Annotated in this window: 16 protein-coding genes; 5 read left to right on the forward strand and 11 right to left on the reverse strand. The window is 52.9% G+C overall.

Going from position 1 to position 18,427, the window contains the following annotated elements:
- Window positions 1-39 precede the first annotated feature (39 nt).
- Window positions 40-1,221, forward strand: a complete 1,182-nt coding sequence (locus BOC67_RS23775) for an acyltransferase (RefSeq protein ID WP_291914488.1) — start codon at window positions 40-42, stop codon at window positions 1,219-1,221.
- A gap of 3 nt (window positions 1,222-1,224) precedes the next feature.
- Here BOC67_RS23775 and BOC67_RS23780 read toward each other — a convergent pair whose 3' ends face one another.
- From BOC67_RS23780 to BOC67_RS23810, 7 genes are all read right to left on the reverse strand, one after another.
- Window positions 1,225-1,989 (reverse strand): DUF2490 domain-containing protein, encoded by a 765-nt coding sequence (locus tag BOC67_RS23780; RefSeq protein WP_291914490.1) that lies wholly within the window; start codon window positions 1,987-1,989, stop codon window positions 1,225-1,227.
- Window positions 1,990-2,107: 118 nt separating this feature from the next.
- Entirely contained in the window at window positions 2,108-3,652 is a 1,545-nt protein-coding gene (locus tag BOC67_RS23785; protein WP_291914492.1) for a discoidin domain-containing protein, read from the reverse strand.
- A 248-nt stretch (window positions 3,653-3,900) separates the two neighbouring features.
- Window positions 3,901-4,659 carry an SDR family oxidoreductase gene (locus tag BOC67_RS23790; protein WP_291914494.1) on the reverse strand — a complete coding sequence of 253 codons (759 nt, stop codon included), beginning with the start codon at window positions 4,657-4,659 and terminating at the stop codon, window positions 3,901-3,903.
- A 68-nt stretch (window positions 4,660-4,727) separates the two neighbouring features.
- Entirely contained in the window at window positions 4,728-5,327 is a 600-nt protein-coding gene (locus BOC67_RS23795) for a TetR/AcrR family transcriptional regulator (RefSeq protein WP_291914496.1), read from the reverse strand.
- A gap of 117 nt (window positions 5,328-5,444) precedes the next feature.
- Window positions 5,445-5,834 (reverse strand): hypothetical protein, encoded by a 390-nt coding sequence (locus BOC67_RS23800; protein WP_291914498.1) that lies wholly within the window; start codon window positions 5,832-5,834, stop codon window positions 5,445-5,447.
- 1 nt (window position 5,835) lies between these two features.
- Window positions 5,836-6,699 (reverse strand): sigma-70 family RNA polymerase sigma factor, encoded by an 864-nt coding sequence (locus tag BOC67_RS23805; protein ID WP_291914499.1) that lies wholly within the window; start codon window positions 6,697-6,699, stop codon window positions 5,836-5,838.
- A 199-nt stretch (window positions 6,700-6,898) separates the two neighbouring features.
- A complete protein-coding gene (locus BOC67_RS23810) occupies window positions 6,899-7,513 on the reverse strand; it encodes an alpha-ketoglutarate-dependent dioxygenase AlkB (RefSeq protein ID WP_291914500.1) in 615 nt (204 codons plus the stop codon).
- 94 nt (window positions 7,514-7,607) lie between these two features.
- On the opposite strand from BOC67_RS23810, the gene BOC67_RS23815 reads away from it, so the two are divergent.
- From BOC67_RS23815 to BOC67_RS23825, 3 genes are all read left to right on the forward strand, one after another.
- Entirely contained in the window at window positions 7,608-7,979 is a 372-nt protein-coding gene (locus BOC67_RS23815; protein ID WP_291914501.1) for an AraC family transcriptional regulator, read from the forward strand.
- A gap of 80 nt (window positions 7,980-8,059) precedes the next feature.
- A complete protein-coding gene (locus BOC67_RS23820; RefSeq protein ID WP_291914502.1) occupies window positions 8,060-8,815 on the forward strand; it encodes an SDR family oxidoreductase in 756 nt (251 codons plus the stop codon).
- A gap of 51 nt (window positions 8,816-8,866) precedes the next feature.
- Window positions 8,867-9,190 carry a hypothetical protein gene (locus tag BOC67_RS23825; RefSeq protein WP_291914503.1) on the forward strand — a complete coding sequence of 108 codons (324 nt, stop codon included), beginning with the start codon at window positions 8,867-8,869 and terminating at the stop codon, window positions 9,188-9,190.
- Between the two features lie 83 nt (window positions 9,191-9,273).
- On the opposite strand, the gene BOC67_RS23830 is transcribed toward BOC67_RS23825, so the two are convergent.
- The 4 genes from BOC67_RS23830 to BOC67_RS23845 form a co-directional block, all read right to left on the reverse strand.
- Window positions 9,274-10,851 (reverse strand): RagB/SusD family nutrient uptake outer membrane protein, encoded by a 1,578-nt coding sequence (locus BOC67_RS23830; protein ID WP_291914504.1) that lies wholly within the window; start codon window positions 10,849-10,851, stop codon window positions 9,274-9,276.
- Between the two features lie 18 nt (window positions 10,852-10,869).
- Window positions 10,870-14,196, reverse strand: coding sequence for a TonB-dependent receptor (locus tag BOC67_RS23835; RefSeq protein ID WP_291914505.1), 3,327 nt, complete (start codon window positions 14,194-14,196; stop codon window positions 10,870-10,872).
- Between the two features lie 271 nt (window positions 14,197-14,467).
- Window positions 14,468-15,796, reverse strand: coding sequence for a FecR family protein (locus tag BOC67_RS23840; protein ID WP_291914506.1), 1,329 nt, complete (start codon window positions 15,794-15,796; stop codon window positions 14,468-14,470).
- A gap of 102 nt (window positions 15,797-15,898) precedes the next feature.
- Window positions 15,899-16,498 carry a sigma-70 family RNA polymerase sigma factor gene (locus BOC67_RS23845; RefSeq protein WP_291914507.1) on the reverse strand — a complete coding sequence of 200 codons (600 nt, stop codon included), beginning with the start codon at window positions 16,496-16,498 and terminating at the stop codon, window positions 15,899-15,901.
- A 280-nt stretch (window positions 16,499-16,778) separates the two neighbouring features.
- Between BOC67_RS23845 and BOC67_RS23850 the strand changes: the two genes are divergently transcribed.
- Window positions 16,779-18,098 (forward strand): DUF5077 domain-containing protein, encoded by a 1,320-nt coding sequence (locus BOC67_RS23850; protein WP_291914508.1) that lies wholly within the window; start codon window positions 16,779-16,781, stop codon window positions 18,096-18,098.
- Window positions 18,099-18,427: the final 329 nt, after the last annotated feature.

The raw sequence follows: 18,427 nt of genomic DNA on the forward strand, positions 1-18,427 counted from the left end.
TTTCGGTGGATATTAGTGCCTTTGCGAATATAAATGCCTATGTCCCCCGTCAGTTTACTGCCGATGTTACTGATCCTGCTGCTGATCCTGTTATGGATATCGGTGGTGAGCCGCTGGCTGCAGGTAAAGCCCCAGGAGGGCCGGTATAAATCCATCGATGGACTGCGGGGATACCTGGCGGTGTACGTATTCCTGTACCATGCTATCATCTGGTATTTTTTCCTGCGGACGAATAAATGGACTTCCCCGCCGCCTTCCCTCATCCATGCGAACCTCGGGGCTATCTGCATTTCCCTGTTTTTTATGATCACGGCTTTTCTCTTTTTTTCCAAGCTGGTGCATGCGAAGGAGCGTAAGGTGGATTGGGTGAGATTGTATATTTCGCGGATACTGCGCATCTACCCGGTGTACACCCTCGTCGTGTGTGCGCTCCTGTTGGTAGTGGGCATCCTGACGCATTGGCGGATCCGGGAGCCCCTGCCCGCATTACTGCTGCACATGGGGCAGTGGATGGTTTCCATTGCGGCGGATGTAAATCATATTACCGGCACCAGGTTGATAATTGCAGGGGTGGTATGGAGCCTGGCGTTTGAATGGTTGTATTATGCGGCGCTGCCGTTCCTGGGGCTGTTCCTGGGAGTACGTTCGCCGTTTTATATTTATGTACTGGCGGCGTTCTTCCTCGCTTTGTTTATCGCTATTATTTATTACTGGTACCCGGCCAATGCCTGGAACAAAGCGCTGGCATTTACCGGGGGCATGATACCTGCGTTTTTCGCCGCGCATCCGCAGGTACGCCGGCTGGCGGCGCACTGGATAACTTCCCTGCTCATGATCGCGGCGCTGGTCATTGCGGCCTTATATTCTCCCTATATTTATTCCTTTTTTACCTACGTCTGTACGACGTTTATTTTCGTGGCAATCGCCTGTGGCAATACCCTGTTTGGTATCCTAACCTGGCGGCCTTCCTGCCTGCTGGGGCAGATTGCATTTTCCCTGTACATCCTGCACGGCCTTATTTTGTTCCTCGCTTTTATGTTTCTGCTGGGGATGCCCCATGCCCGCGTTCAAACGCCGCTGTGGCACTGGATGGCGACCGCCGGCTGCAGCCTGGTACTGGTGACGGTTTGCACGCTGTCCTACAAGTACCTGGAACGCCCTTTCCTGGAAGCCACGCCAGGGGTAACGGCCAAAGCTAAACGTTTTTTCGGGTTGGAGTAACTGTTACTCATCTTCGTACTGCAAGGCAGGCAGTTCCTGCCGGCTGCCTTTTTTATTGCTCCAGCTGTAATAAATGAACCAGCGGAAAGTATGGTTATAATCGTACTGGTAGCCGCTGGCCTTCTGCTGGCTCACAAACATATAGCCCATATCAAAGGACCATCCCTGGCCTAATTCCTGGCGTATGCCTGCAAAAGCGCGGAACTGGTCGAAGGTGTTATTGACGATGGCTTTGCCAAATTGCACGGCCACTTCGTTGGCCAGCGAAATTTGCGGTACCCGCTTATTTTGACTCAGGGGGATGCCTACGCTGATCAGGTAGCGGAAGCGGTTGGAGAAGTAGTAATCGCCGGTAGACTGGTCGTTCTGCAAGGTTTCCCGCCAGCGCTGTTCGCTGCGGAAGCGGTTCAGCAGGGATACCTTCCCGATTTTGCTGGCGTAGGCGATTTGCTCGTACCAGCGGTTTTCGTCCGCGAAGGTTTTATAACCCGGCGTGGTGGGGGCCAGCCAGAGATGCGCGTAGCCGGTGATGAACGAGAGCTGGTCGTTTAGCCAGTATCCGGCGCCGCCGCGGATGAAATAGAAGCTGTTATCGGCCAGGAAGTTATTGCGCCGGATGTGCAGGTCGCCCACGGCGCCCCAGTGATCATTGAACCGGAAAGTGCTGTTGATGCTGAACCAGGATTGGGACTGGGTGTTGATCTCTTTTTGCTGCTGGCCGTGCGCGAGTAGGGGCAGCAGCAGGAGGGGTAGTAATGGGCGCTTCATAGTTTGCATTACAATTTTGTGATGCGATTAGTTCAATAAACACGGCGCGCGGTGCGGGTAAAAAAAAGGTCCACCGCGGTGGAGCGGTGAACCTTTTATCATCAGTCAGCCAATTTTTTTAGAAAGCGCCCAGTTCCGCCAGTACGGCGTAGTAAGTGCCCAGGTAATTGGAGGCCGTTACTACTTTGATGTATTGTACGGTTTGCGGACTGCTGAAGGTAATGTATTGTTTGGTGTTCACGTTGGCGAGCGTATAGCTGCCCACGGTGGTCCAGTTTACATTATCCGTGCTGGTGTACAGCGTAATGTCTTTCAGGGAGCCGTTCAGGTTGGAGCGTTGCAGGAACGACACGCCGGCGATGGTGCGCTGCGCGCCCATGTTTACCACCACCGTGTGCGGGTGCGTAGGCTGGGTGGATTTCCATTGGGTATGCCATACGGTGCTCTGGTTGTTGTCCAGCAGGTTCACGGCTTGCCCGTCGTTCTCCTGGCTGTCCACATACGCGATGCTCCATCCGGTTTTGCTCAGTTCATCCTTGGTGCTGAAGTTCAGCACTGGTTCGTTGTTGACGAAGCTGTAAGGATAGGAAACTTCCGTGGAAGAGCCGTTGGCATACAGGAAGCGGATACGCATGGCGTAGTTGCCTGTTTTCTTTTGCAGGTCTGCAATGGGCATCGTGAGGGTAATGCTGTCGCCCGCAGGAGCGGCCACCCATGCCACGGCGTCATAATCGTTGCCTCCTTCCGGATCGTTATAAACTACCACGTTGTTCACCGTTTGGGTAGCCGTATATTTTACTTTCAGGGAGATGTTACCGCTGGCGTAGCTGGCTTTTATAACGTTAACGGTGGTAGAGCCGCCGCCGTAAATGCCGGTGGCAGTACTGGTCCTGAACACCTGGGAATTATTCAGGATGGCCGCGCTGGCGGCGGTGAGGAAGGTAGCGCTTTTGCCGTAGGTGTAGTTACCGCTGCCCATTAAAGCCGTGCCTTTGGCAGGATCCGCCGCTTCGGAAACTTTTTCCTTGTTGTGCGGGAGGTTGAGCCCGTGGCCGAGTTCGTGCATCAGGCCACCGATCCATTTGGTAGCGCGGTTGCCGAGTGTGGTGTTCTGCCCCAGGTAGCTGGTATCCATTTCTGCGTAGTCGAGCGCAAAGCACCAGCGGCCCAGTCCATAAAACGGAACGCCGCCCGGGTCGCCATCTGCCGCATAGGTGCTGGCCGGCATGATTACGAGGGTGTGTTCGCTGAGTTTTTGGGTGGGGTTGTTGGCAAACCAGGTGTTGAGTTCCCCGATCACCACGTTGCCGCCGCCATCGTAAGGGTAGGCGCTCTTAGGCTGCGCGCCGCGGATCACGGTAATTTTTACTTTGCCGGAGGAGTCCATAGGAAGCCCGAAGGAGCGGTCGCCATAGCCATAATAACTCATCCATTTGCCGTAAAACTGCTGCCCCTGGAGCAGAATACCGTTTAGCCGTTCCCGGTAGCCGGTGATGGTATCGGCATCGGTAGGCACAAAGTAGATGATGTTTACCTTGTAGGCGCTGGGCGTGAGGTTGATCATGGCGCTTTTGCCGGCGGGCAAAGGCTGCAACCCTTCCGTAATACTGCGCTTACAGGCGCCAAACAGTACAGTGGCGCAAAGGAGTGCTCCTGCAATCATTGATTTGCAATTGATTTTTTTCATTGCTCGTATTTAGTGGTTAAACAAGACGTGGTTTGTTTTGACAGATTTTGGTATGGCTAATAACGCATGATCAGGGCTTCACTGTTCTTTATAAATGTACAGAATACGTTTCATATTTGCAAGGGGGAATTTTGAGGCAGCGCAGCGGCGCGTGACAGTTATAACAGGCATGCCCCTCCGCACAAATGGCGGAAGGGGCATCCTTTTACGGGCAAGTTAATGCGTTAGGGCACCAATATATCCGCCGCTGCGGGGTTCATGACTTCCAGCGCCTGCTGCGGCGAGCTTAAATACAGCTGGTAGAGCGATTCAGTATTGGCCACGCGGATCTCGTAGTTGTCCGCTGCCAGGGCTTCCAGGAACTCGCTGGCTACCTGCGCGGCAGGGATACCGTTTTGGCCGCCGATTTCCGCGGAGAACTCCGTGTTTACCAGTGGCGGCATGAGTTCAAATACCTTGATGCCGGCGGGTTTCAGGGCTACGCGCAGGGAGAGGGAGTAGGAGTGCAGGGCCGCTTTGGTGGCGGCGTAGGTAGCGAGGCGACTACCGGGCGCAAAGGCCACAATGGAGGAAACGTTTACGATCGCGGCCTGTGGCTGTTTACGCAGCAGGGGCAGCAACTTTTCGTTGAGCCGTATGACGGAGAGGTAGTTGGTCAGCATTTCCTTACCGGCTTTTTCGAAAGTATCCATGTCTTCCAGCAGGTTGTTGAGCTGCGCGTATCCGGCATTGTTGATCAGGATATTGAGGGTAGGGTAGTTTTTGTGGAGATGTTGTACCAGCGCGTCAACGTCTTCGGGAATGGCAACGTCCCCCCGGAAGGTTTGCACCCCCGGCAACGCGGCTGCTGCGGCTTTTAGCCTGCCGGAGTCGCGTCCGGTAATGATCACGGTATTGCCTGCGGCCAGTAATGATTGGGCAAGTGCGAACCCGATGCCGGCACTGCCGCCGGTGATAAGGATGGTATTGGATGTGGTGTTCATTGTTTTCAATTTAATGATGAATATATAAAATAGACCGATCGGTCTAAAATTGCTGCAAAAAAAAGGACTCAGGCGCCCCGGGTCGAAAATGATTCGATCTCCTGTTTTAAAATACCGCAGACAGCTTTCATCTGGCTGGCGTTATCCGTCACTCTTGCTACGAGTATGCCGCCTTCTATCATGGTGAACATTTTCAGCGCAAACTCGGCAGGGCGGGCCTTTTGCGTAAATTCCCCGGCTTTGATACCGTTGGCCACCAGCTTTTCAATACGGGCCTGCGTTCTTTTGATGCCGGCCGCTACTTTAGCTTTCATGGCCAGGTCCGTATCATCCGCTTCCGTGCCAAAGTTCAGCATGGGGCAGCCGCCATTGTTGTTCGCCAGTACGAGGTCGTAATAAAAATCCACCAGGGCCACCAGTTTATCTTTCCAGGTATCTTCCTGGGCCAGCCGCGCTTCGATGCGGGTAGCCAGTTGTGCCATCAGGTAGTCAAACACTTCCCGGCAAATTTCTTCCTTATTGGCAAAGTTACCATAGATACCGCCTTTGGCCATTTTGGTGACCTCCATGATATCGCTGATAGCCGTGCCGGCCATGCCCTGCTTGTTCAGCAAAATGGCCGATTGCTCAATAATAAACTGCCGGGTTTTTTCTCCTTTCGTCATCATGATACAAAAATAGACCGATCGGTCTAAACTACCAAATTTTTTTTATCAGGGCTGGTGAGCGCCAAAAAAAAGGTTGCGGTTGCCGCAGCCTTTACCAATATTATATGCAGTGATGTCCTATTTCTTCGGTTTATTCATTTTCATGAGCAGGCTATACGAAATACTGTTTCCTTTCTGATGTTGCAGCAGGTATTGGTACAGCCATTGCGCGCGGCCGGCCCTTTCGGCTTGCGCTGCGCTGTTGCCCTGCCTTTGCAGGGTATCGGCAATGAGTTCCAGCAGTTGATCGTGCTGGGGTTTTTCCTGCAGGGCAGCTTCCAGTTGCGCCAGGGGCATTTCTGCGAAGCCGTCCAGCGTGAGGCCGGCGGGTTGCAGGAGTTCATTGATCCGTAGTTCCAGGTCCTGCATGGCAGTAGGAGAGGTATTGCCTGCGAGGCGGTTGAATGCCTGGAATGCTTCTGCAATGAGTTGCTCGAAATAGTCTTCTTTTCTGTGTTGAATAGCCATATCACTGGTTTGTTTCGCTGGATGCCAGCAGTTTCAGCTTGGCAGGGTCTACTACGTTATTCACCTGTACAATACGCGTACCATCCGCGCTGAATTCCAGCACCTGGCAGGTAACGAGCCTGTTTTTGATCAAAAAGAGCAATGCCGGCTGGTGGTTGATCCAGCGGATGCGGATCTCCGCCTTGCCGAGGTAACGCTCTATCACAATACGCAGCACGTTGGATACTTCTTCAAAGCCGTTGCTTACCTTAGCCACCACTTTCACTTTACCGCCACCGTCAGTAATGAGGGTTACTTCTGCGGAAAGCATTTCTTCGAGCCGGCTGAGGTCCCGCTGGCGGATGGCGCTCACGTAGTCGGACACGAGGCGGTTGGTATTATCCATCACCTCTTTGCTTTTCACTTCCGCGCCGGGCTTAAACAACCTGGTTTTAGCCCTGCTCAGCAGCTTGCGGGAGTATTCCTCTGAAATGGACAGTACATCCGCAATTTCCTGGTGGGAGTAGTCAAAGCTTTCCTTCAGGATGAATACCGCCCTTTCGATGGGGCTCAGGCGCTCCATCAGCACCATCAGGGAGTAGGAGAGGATATCCTTCAGGTACACGTTCCTGTCCGCATTATCATCCGTTGCAACCGGCTCCGGCAGCCATTCCGCCGGCTGCGGCGTCATGCGCTTATTCCTGTTTTTATGATTGATGGCCAGGTTGATCACGCTCCTGATCAGGTAATTCTTTTCATCCGTCACATCGTCGTGCGCGGTGGTGAAATACCGGGAGAGTACTTCCTGTACTGCGTCCCTGGCGTCTTCAGCGGTTCCCAGGATGTTGTAGGCATACGGGAACAGCAGTTGTTGATAATCGGTCATACAAATATTGAATTGCGGGTAATCAGCCCAAACCGCACTTCCGGAAGTTACGGGCACTGTAATATCGGGAATTTGCGCTTTATTATTGGCCGTTTTAATTTATTAACTATTTCAGGTATAAGACAAACCTGCCCCGCAAAACGTGACTGGTTCCCGGTAAATTTTCAGATTTTTATTTTTATAAAGTATATTTTTTTAGTTATGGGGAGATGCGAATGCTCCGGAAGGTAAGGTTCAAACGTGGCTTCATGCTGTACCCGGCCTTAGCAATCCGGTGCTCCCAGTGCTGCTGCAGGTCGCCTTTCATCAGGAGGAGAGAGCCGTTGCTCAGTGTGAGCGCGTATTTGTTGCTATGGTTATCCAGCTGCCTGAATTCGAAAGGCCTGGCTGCGCCCAGGCTCACGGAGGCTATTACCGGCCGGTTGCCAAGCTCGCTCTCCTTATCGCGGTGCCAGGCCACGGAATCGTTTTCATTGCGGTAGAGGTTGAGCAGCACGCTGTTGAAGGTATAGCCGGTAGTGGCGGTGATTTTTTCCCGGAGTTCCTGCAACTCCGGCAGCCAGGGATGCATATGCAGGGTTCTGCCGGCCATGTGGTAGACCTTATCGGGGTCCCCGTACCAGGCCGTAAGGCGGGGCGTAAGCACTTCCTTATCGTACATCCGCTGCACGTTTTGCTCCCAGGGAACGATTTCAATCAGGTTATGCATTAACTTTATCGCAGCGCCGGTTTCCATAAACCCGGGAAAATATTCAAGGAGTTCTCCGGGGAAACGGAAGCCTTCCGATTCATTAAACAAATTCAGCTGTACCATAAGTTAGCTTGTTACCTTTACATTACAATTTTAGGAGCAGCATTGTTATCTCCCCCAAAACAAAAAAAATTACGGTAATAAAAATGAAACTGAGATGGCCCATAAAAAAGAAAAACGCAGCCTGGAAATAACCAAACAATACTTTGATTTTTTGGATCAGCATATTGAAGATGTTGTCAGCGGCCGGGCTGCCGCATTCCTGGAACTCAACCAGATTGCGCGGGAGCTGGCTGTATCGCATACGCACCTGACGGATACTATCCAAAAAGAAAAAGGCAATCACCCCTGTCATTTTTATGATGCAAAAATTATTGAAAAAGCCAAAGACCTGTTGGGCAATCCGGCGCTTTCCATTGCGGACATTGCTTTGACGCTGACCTACGATCCATCCAACTTTTCCAAATTCTTCAAAAAATGGACCGGTGAAACCCCTGGCGAATTCAGGAACAAGATGCTGAAAAAATAAGCGCTGCTAAATTTCCGTAAAGTTCACCATAATACTGCCCTCCGCATTGCCGAATTTCGTTACAACAAAAAATATCATACATGGCAAGTAACGACGTAAACGGAAAAGTAGTGCTGATCGCCGGAGGCGCTAAAAATTTGGGCGGATTACTCAGCAGGAATTTTGCGGCAAAAGGCGCTAAATTAGTGATCCATTATAACAGCGAAAGCACCAAAGCGGATGCGGAAAAGACTTTGGCGGATGTGCAGGCCGCCGGCGCAGCTGCAATACTGGTACAGGGCGATCTTACCAATGTTGCCAATATTACCAAACTCTTTGATGCGGCGGTAGCCACATTCGGCGGTATCGACATCGCCATTAACACCGTAGGAAAAGTGCTGAAAAAGCCATTCGTGGATACTACGGAAGCGGAGTACGACAGTATGAGCGACATCAACTCCAAGGTAGCCTATTTCTTTATCCAGGAAGCCGGCAGGAAATTAAATAACAACGGGAAAATCTGCACCATCGTAACCTCCTTACTGGCGGCTTATACAGGGTTATACTCTACCTACGAAGGGATGAAGGCGCCGGTAGAACACTTTACCAGGGCCGCTTCCAAGGAGTTTGGCAGTCGGGGTATTTCCGTTACGGCCGTAGCGCCCGGACCCATGGACACGGCTTTCTTCTACGGGCAGGAAAGCGATGATGCAGTAGCGTATCATAAATCGGCTTCCGCCCTCGGTGGGCTCACCAACATAAAAGACATTGCGCCGCTGGTGGAATTCCTCGTTTCTGACGGCTGGTGGATTACCGGGCAAACAATTTTTGCAAACGGTGGTTATACTACCAGGTAAGTTCATTCCTGCATAAGACGGCCTTCTCAAAACAGTAAACCCGGACAAACAATGGACTTATCAAAAATTACCAACGAAAAAGTAAGGCAGGCCATTGAAGCCTGGCAGCATGGCGACAGTGAAACCTTCCTGTCTTACTTCACGGACAGCCCTACGATGGCCGACGACGGCAATCCGCGCGTTTTTTCCAGCTTCGTGGAAAGTGCGTGTGGGCATGAACGTTTTACCAGCATTGATAAAGTGGAGAACAACGGGTTGGAGGTGTATGGGAAATTTCATACCGAAAGCTGGGGCGATTTCAAAACCTACTTCAAATTTCATATGAATGCAGCAGGCAAGTTCGATCGTTTGGATATCGGGCAGGCCAGGTATTAATGACCACGTACCATCTACTGTACAATGAAAAAACCGTCCCAGTTGATATTGGGACGGTTTTGATGTTCATGCGTAGCTATTGTTTAGTAACCGGGGTTTTGCGACAGATTTTTATTCAAATCCCTTTCTTTCTGCGGCACCGGCCACAGGTAATCCTTGCGGGCATCGAACAGGCGGGTTTCTACCGTTACATGGTTGCCTGTTAAGCTCAGTGCGCCGGTAGTTTTGTTCACCGTACCCAGCCTGGTACCATACACTGTACCGCTTCTTACCGTGGTACCGATCTGCCAGCGCTGAATATCAAACCAGCGTAAACCTTCCAGTGCCAGCTCCACCTGCCGCTCCCTGCGTACCAGCTGGCGCAGCTTGTCTGCACTGCTGTACACGGTCCTGTCCACCGCCGGCATGCCAGCGCGGAGCCGCACTGCGTCGATAGCGTCATACACGGAATTGTCGATCACGCCGAGTTCAATTTGCGCTTCCGCGTACGACAGCAATACCTCTGCATAACGGATCACGATCATGTTCAGACCGGTATTCCACATATCCGGGTAGTCGGAAAGGTTAGCCGTGAATTTCTTTTCCACGTAGCCGGTAGGACTGTTGTTGTTATCGTTATAGTAATCCGGGGAACCCGCTTCGATGGAATTGTAATAAGTACCCTCGTATAACTGTCCCGGATATACGATGGTAGCCGCCAAACGGGGATCCCTGTTGACGTACGGCTGGTCCGGATTATAGCCGGAAGCCGGATCATCGATGGTTTTACCGTTCTTCATTTCGTAGGCATCCACCAGCGCCTGGGTAGGGCTGAGGGAAGCCCATCCGCCCACGCCGGAAGAAGGCATGATGCCAATGTCGCCATTGGGCACATCGTTGGCTTTGTACTGCACATCGAGGATTACCTCGCTGTTGTTTTCGTAGCCGATGCGGAACAGGTCCTGGTAATTAGGATAGAGGGCGTAACCGAGTTGCATTACTTCTTTGTAATCCGCTACTGCCGCTGCATATTTTTTATCGTACAGTTCCATCCTGGCTTTCAAGGAGAGGGCCGCGCCGCGGGTGATGCGGCCTACATCGTTGCCGCTGTAGGAAGCGGGAAGGTTGGGCGCAATTTCCGCCAGTTCCTTAAACAGGGAATCCCTTACGGCTGCATACGGCGTCCGGCTTACGCTGGCGGCTTCCTGTGTGGAAACGGTATGCGTGATATACGGCACATCGCCATACAGCTGGCTCATCATGAAGTACTGGTAAGCTCTCAGGAAGCGGGCTTCGGATTTAAAGCGCAGTTTCTTCGCTTCGTCCATTTTCACGCCATCCACATTTTCCAGGAACCAGTTACAGCGCTGGATGGTTTTATAATCCCAACGGTTACGCACATACGGCGCGGAAGCGGTGGCGCTGCCGTTGCCCAGGTACTGGAACTCATCCCAGTACCACTGGCTGTACACGTTATCGCTCACAGCGTCCATGTAGAGCAGGTTATAGCTGGTTTCCCAACCGTTGTAGCAGCCATTGAGGGCGGCCACGGCATCCGACTCTGTTTTCCAGAGCGTACCGTTCTCGTAGGAGTTGGAAGGTGATTTATCAAGGAAGTCTTTCTGGCAGGCGCTCTGTGCCAGTGCGGCGGCCAGCATGATATATAAAAAGTTCTTTTTCATCTTGTGTCGGCGTTAGAATTAAAAAGTAACGTTGATACCCAGGGTGTTCACTTTTACCTGCGGATAGTAGTACAGGCTGCTGTTAACGGCGGCCTCAGGGTCTACCCAGTCGTACAGGTGATCGAGCGTAAGGATGTTTTGTCCGCTGTAGTACACGCGCACTTTTGCAATACCCAGGTTTTTAAGCAGGTGTTCCGGCAGCGTATAGCCGATTTGCAGGTTTTTAAGCCGCAGGTAGGAACCATCCTTCACCCAGTAGGAACTTGGCGTACCGCTCGGATCGTTCTGCTTCTGGCTGTAGAGGAGCCTTGGCAGGGAAGCGCCGGTGTTCTGCGGGGACCATGTATCGAGCATGGCGCTGGTAGGCTTACCCACGGTAGAACCGATTTCGCCGAGCTTACCGGCATCGAGGTAGGTTTTAACGGTGGCGGCGCCCTGGAAGAACACGCTCACGTCGATGCCTTTCCAGGCGGCGTTGAGGTTCAGTCCAAAAGTTACTTTCGGGAAGAAGTTACCGAGGTACACCCTGTCTGCTGCGTTGATGGTATCGTTGCCATCCTTATCCACATACCGGATATCGCCTGGGGCTGTATTCACGCCCTGGTAAGGGCCTTTGGCCACTTCGTCCTTTGACTGGTAGATGCCGGCGGCTTCATAACCGAAGAGGGAGTTTACGGGGAGTCCTTCCATGGTTACCTTATAGCCGTCGTAGATAGGGCTGGCGCCCATCAGGCTAACAATTTTGTTGTTGATGATGGCGGTGTTGAGGGTAGCGCCGTAGGTCCAGTCGTTGGTACGGTCGCTGTAGCCGAGGGTGAATTCCCAGCCGCGGTTGTCGATAGCGGCGGCGTTTTGCACCGGCGCGTTGAGGCCGTAGGAGGCTGCGGCAGGCGGCGTCATGAGGATGCCGTCGGTTTTACGGATGAAATACTCCGCGCTGAAGTTGAGGCGTCCTGCGAGGAAAGCCGCATCCAGTCCACCGCCGTACTGCGTGGTAGATTCCCACAGCAGCCAAGGCGTAGCGCCGTTAACAGGAGCCGCACCGGAAGCGATGACCGGGCTGGTACCGCCAAAGATGTAGTTGATGCCTACATCCACTGTTGGGATGTAAGGGTAGTAAGGGAAGGCAGGGTATTTGGCGGCATCGTACGTTTTTACGTACTGGTTGCCCAGCTGCCCCCACGATCCGCGGAGTTTCAGGTTGTTGACGATGGTTTTCAGCGGCGCGAAGAAGGGCTCCCTGTCTACATTCCAGCCGGCGGAGAAGGAGGGGAAGGTACCCCATCGGTAGTCTTTTCCGAAGCGGCTGGTACCGTCGTAGCGGAGGTTTGCTTCGAAGAGGTATTTACCATCATAGTCGTAGTTAAAGCGGCCGAATACGGATTGCAGCGCCAGCTCTGCGCTGTAGCCGTTGGCGGTTTGGCCATCGGTATAGGCAGCGTCGATATCGGATATCTGGGAGTTGAGCATGCCTTTGCGGTAAGCGGCGTCGTAGTTCACTTTATCCTGTTCCTGGGAGTAGCCGCCCAGGATTTTGAAGTTGTGTTTTTTGATGCTGCGGCCGTATTCCAGCAGCAGCTGCTGGGTGAGGTAGGAGGTGAAGTTATTTTCATCCTTTACAGAGCTGGGGCCCTGGTAGAAGGTAGGATCGCCCTGGCTGTTGTAATACTGCTGGTCCGCAATGAATTTTTTAATGCGGTTGGTTTTCAGCACATAACCCAGCATAGGTCGTACGTGGAGGCCTTTCAGCGGCTCCCAGTCGGCCTGGATATTCCCGATCAGGTCATAGTAATTATACTGGTTAAAGCTGCCGCCTTCCAGCCATGCCATGGGGTTACCGTCGCCCACGGCACCATACTGTCCGTTTTCGTATTTATACGGGATGGTGGGGGAGATGCGGTTGGTGAGGCGCACCAGCTGTGTGAAATCGCCCGTATAAGGGTTGCTGGGCTCATGCCGGCTGGTGGAGGTAAAGCCGACGTTGCCGGTGATTTTCAGGTTATCTTTTATTTCGCTGTTCAGGTTGAGGCGGGTCGTATAGCGCTTGGCGTTAGTTTCCTTCACGAGGCCGTTTTCGTCGAACAGGCCCATGGAGAGGTTGTACTGTGTTTTTTCGTTACCGCCGTTTACGCCGAGGTAGTGGTTTTGTTGTACGCCGTTACCCTGGTAGAAGAGGCCGAGCCAGTCGGTATTCGGATAATTGAAAGGATCGGAGCCGTCTTTGAATTTCTGGATTTCGGCATCCGTGTATTGCGGTGTTTTGCCTTCGTTTAGCCTTGCCTGGTTGTACAGGGATGCTGCCTGCCAGGAGGGGAGGAAGTCCGGCAGGCCGGTAGGTTTTTGTTTACCCACATAACCGGAATAGGTGATTTGCGCGGGGCCTTTGCGGCCTTGTTTGGTGGTAACGAGTATAACGCCGTTGGCTGCACGGGAACCGTAGATGGCAGCGGAGGCGGCATCTTTGAGGACGGAGATGTTGGCGATATCGTCCGGGTTGATATTGTTGAGGTCCGCGCTGGTGGCGATAACGCCATCCACTACCACCATGGGATCGGCTACGTTGAGGGTACCGATACCGCGGATGCGCACGCTGCCATTATCCGCGCCTGGTTGTCCGCTGTTGGCGGCGGTTACCGTTACGCCGGGCATGGTGCCCTGGAGGGCGTTGCTGACGGAGGTGGCGGGGCGGTTGGCCAGTTCTTTGGAACCGATGCCGGCAACGGCGCCGGTGAGGTTGGCTTTTTTCTGTGTGCCGTAACCGACTACCACCAGTTGTTTTAGTCCGCTCACATCCGGTTTCAGCTGGATGTTGAGGTGTGTTTGTCCGTTTACCCTGATCTCCTGGCTGACGTAGCCGATGCTGGTTACCACGAGGGTGGCGTTGGCGTCAGCGGAGAGGGTGAAGGAGCCATCGCCGCCGGTGATAGCGCCTTTTTGTGCGCCTTTCACGACGATGGACACGCCGGGGATGGCGCTGCCGTTTTCCTCTGTGACCTTACCGGTGATGGTGATGGGCGGAGGAGCGGTGGCGGCGGGTGTTGCCGGCGGGGTATTGGTTTTGGTAATGAATACGGTGTTGCCCTGGATGTCGAAGCTGAGTCCCTGGCCTTGCAGCGCTTGTTTGACGGCTGCGGCCGGGGAGGCTTTTTTCAGTTCCAGTGTTACCGGCTGGCTGTTTTTCAGGTCTTCCTTATCGTAAAAGAAGACGAGGCCGGTTTGCGCCTTGATGACATTCAGCACCTTAATCAGGCTGCTGTTGTTGGCGGCATAGGTGACAGTTTGCGCTTTTGTGCCGGCGCTAACCTGTAAAAAGAATACGAGCAGGAGGAATGAAGTTAGTTTCATCACTAACAGGATTTTACGCGGCACCGGCGCATATTTCCAATAGGAGCGGGTACCAGAATTACAAATAGCAAATTGTTGCATACTTTTGCAATGTTTGGTTGAAGTGAATAAAAGGTTTACGGACTGGATGTTTTACGGCAACTAAGCGCCAGCCGGGGTCAGACGCCAATCTTACGCCCCGGTTGTTTTTTTAGTGCCTTCCATCGTGTGACAATAGCTAACGTCTTGATCTAAGCTTTTTCATTGTTGTGTTTTTTTCATTGTTTCATAACTATGGCAGAATAACGATCCTGTTATTATTTTCTACCCTGTAATTAATCCTGGTGCTGGACAGTCCTTTAAGGACCTGCGCCAGTGTGAGATTACGGCCTATTTCTCCATTGAAGCTGCGTTGTGGCACGGGGCCTTCGTACACGACTTCCACATTATACCACCGGGCGAGCTGCCGCATGACGGCGGGCAGGTCGGCATTGTCGAAGGAGAAGAATCCTTCTTTCCAGGCGATGATCTGTTGTGTGTTGACGTGTTCGTTGAGGCGCAGGTTGCCTGCGGCGTCGGTGTTGGCTTGCTGGCCCGGCTGCAGCAGTTGCTGGCTGTTGCCGGCGCTGACTTTCACGGCGCCTTGCAGCAGGGTGGTGCTGATGGTTTTTTCGTTCGTATATGCGTTGACATTAAAGTGTGTGCCGAGAACGGATATGGATGTATTGGCGGCGTTTACCACGAAGGGCTGGCTGGGATTTTGAGCGATTTCAAAATAAGCTTCGCCGGTGATGGTTACTGTCCTGTTTTTTTCTACGAATGCGGTGGGGTAGGTGATGGACGATGCGGCGTTGAGCCATACGAGGGTGCCATCGGGCAGCATGAGTTTATACTGTCCGCCGGGTGGCGTGCTCATGGTATTGTAGAGCAGCTGGCCATCTTTTGTGCCGGCGCCTTCATAGGCGATTTGTCCGTTTGCGAGTTTGCGGATGCGGGTGCTGCCCTGTTGTGCAAGCAGGCCGTTGCCGGCGCTGTCCAGCGGGATTTGTGTACCGTCTGCCAGGGTGAGCATGGCGCGGTGGCCGCCGGGGGCGAAATCTTTTTTGGGTGTAGCGGTAGTGATTGGGTGTGGGGTGGTGGTATTGGATGCCCAGTAGCGGCTGCCGGCGTAGATGAGCAGGGCGAGGGTTGCGGCGGCGGCCCACCAGAGGCGGGGTTTGATGGAGGGGAGATTGGTTGGCGGTATGGAGGGGTGGTGGGATGAATCATTTGCTTTTGCTGCATCAGGTGCATGCAGAGAACCTGCGTTAGGGGAGCCTTCCGCGTTGGTTGTATTGCTTGCAGGTAACGTATTCCCTGCAGCTAACCCGCCTGCTCCCTTTATCACCGCTTCTCTTTCCGCTGCCAGCACCCTTTTCAGCACCGGCGCCCATACTTCCGCCTCATATGCCGGCAATTCCCTGGGCGTATCCTGCGCGGCATGCCAGGCATCCATCGCAGCCACAACTTCCCCCGAGCCGTCGTCCTGGATGATGGACAACAACTCTTCATATTCACTGTCGGTGGCCTGTTGCAACTGTGCCCGTTGCAGCAGCTGGTACAATCGTTCGAAATCTGGCAAGCGTACTGATTTTTCAGGTGGTTGATAATAATCGGAAGCAGGCTTCCATTACTATCGTACCGTTAATAATCCGATAGTACCTATCGGTTTCAAAAAAAATTTTCAGCGCAGGGAAAAAAGGACGGCAAGGATAGCCATCGGCAGTACAATGCCGTGCGTGGAAAGGTATTCGCGGATAAACCGTAACGACCTTACAATGGAGTTCTTCACTGTTTGGGTAGAGATAGATAGCTGGCTGGCAATATCGGCAATCTTCATATCCGTTTCCCTGCTCAGCAGGTAGATACGCTGCGCCTGCGGCGGCAACAGGCTTACGGCCTGCTGTAACAGCCGGGTGGTTTCGGCAAAATCCAGGTCCTCCTGCGTTTGCACGCTGCTGCTGGTTTCCAGTACGCCCAGCTGTTGGGAGGCACGGCGCCGCACCTCCTGTTTTTGTAACCAGGAATAACAACGATGATATACCATTCTGAAAATCCAGTTGTGCGGAGTATCGATGGTGGAGAGCTTGTCCCTGCCAAGCCATAGGCCCAGGAACACTTCCTGCACGATATCCATTTCTGGCCCCTCTTCCCGTATGACCTTTCTTATCACCGGAATTATCTGCGGCATATACTGGTGAAACAATGCCTCAAAGGCCGCTTCATCTCCCTCTGCTATACGCCTGAATAATACTGTGGCCGTTGCTGTTTGTTGATCAGGCATTCCGGTTACTAAATTCTATTGCCGGTTACTAAAAATTGATGTTGGCTGTGTCGCGGCAGCAATGTACAAAAAAAGCTGAATTTATCATGTGGACATCTCTCCCCATTAATAAGGAGAACAGGCTAAAAAAAATTATTATTTTAAATTATCATGATGTATATTTAGTAAGAACAATGAATCAACCAGGACCTGTGGGGCGTCCCGTAATTTTCAAGTGAACAAAACTCCATCTCCATAAGCATATCTGTCAGAAAATTTCACTCAAAAACATTACCATCCAATGAAAGTGAACACTAAGTTTATTTTAGCCCTCCTTGTGTCTGCCGCTTTGCTTTCCTGTAAGAAAAGCGACGACGCGCTTACCGCCGCCAGCGGCGCCAACGCCCGCACAGAAACCGTTCCTGCCGCCAGCAGCTATGCGGTGGCGCTCGCAGGCAACGCCTTCGTTACCAACCTGCCTTCCGGCGCATCGGAAGTAATTACGAGCAACGGGCTGGGCAACTGGACCAACGCCAACAGCGTTACCAGCGCTTACTTCCGCCTCGGACTCACCGGTACGCTCAAGGTGGGCGTACGTATGAAAGTGCCTTCCGGCACCAGTGTTATCAAAGTAACAGTGAACGGTACCGCATTTACCAAAACCGTAACAGGCAACTCTTACATCGATTACAACATCGATTCCGTGAACATCACCAGCGCGGGCTATGTGAAAGTAGACCTGCAGGGGGTGAGCAAAACAGGCAGCTACTTCGGGGATGTATCGCATATCCTCATCAGTGGCAGCGCTACGGCCAATAACGTCACTTACGCCAACGATGCGGCTAACTACTATTGGTCGCGCCGCGGGCCATCCGTACACCTGGGCTACACCATTCCTTCCGGCACTACGGCCGAATGGTTCTACAACGAAGTAACCGTTCCCGTTGGGGAAGATAAGATCGGCTCCTACTTTATGAGCAATGGTTTTAACGGTGGTTATTTCGGCATTCAGGTTAACAGCGCTACGGAGCGCCGCGTTCTCTTCTCCATCTGGGACCCTGCTGTGGGTACTACCACCCTGGTTCGCAAGGGAACGGGCGTAGTGGATAATACCTTCGGGGGCGAGGGCACGGGCGGCCAGAGCTATCTTGTATTTAACTGGCAGGCCGGCACTACCTACAAATTCCTGACGCATGTACTGCCGGATGGCGCAGGCGGCACCGATTTCTCTTCCTGGATTTATACCCCGGAAACCAGTACCTGGCGCTTCATTGCCACCTGGAAGCAGCCCAATACGACCACCTATCTGGGCGGGCTTTATTCTTTCCTGGAAAACTTCAATGATACAAAAGGCTACCTGGGCAGAAGCGCCCAATATAGCAACGCCTGGATCCGTTCTACCGCCGGCGTGTGGACGGAAATCACTTCCGCGAAGTTTACGGCGGATGCCACTGCCACCAATGATCAGCGCCGCGATTACGCCGGCGGGGTCGACAGCAGTACCGGCCGCTTCTTCCTGAAAAACTGCGGTTTCTTCAGCAATTATGTAAACTACAATACCACGTTTACCCGTCCGGCTACCGGTGTGGCGCCAACGGTTAATCTGAGTACGCTGCCTTAATGAGCAGGATTGCTTAATGAAGGTGGAGGAAACAAACAGGTCAGGGCATATCGCCCTGACCTGTTTGTAAAATAAATTAAGTCCGCCCCGGCCGCAGGCCCTCTGCTCCCTTAAAAACTCCCTTCTTTGCCTCTCTGCCCCTTATGCCTCTCTGCGAGCAACCACCCGCCCCGGCCGCAGGCCCTCTGCTCCCTTAAAAACTCCCTTCTTTGCCTCTCTGCCCCTTATGCCTCTCTGCGAGCAACCACCCGCTCTGCTCCCTTAAAAACTCCCTTCTTTGCCTCTCTGCCCCTTATGCCTCTCTGCGAGCAACCACCCGCTCTGCTCCC

This window comes from Chitinophaga sp. CB10, assembly GCA_001870995.2.
Taxonomy (GTDB): domain Bacteria; phylum Bacteroidota; class Bacteroidia; order Chitinophagales; family Chitinophagaceae; genus Chitinophaga.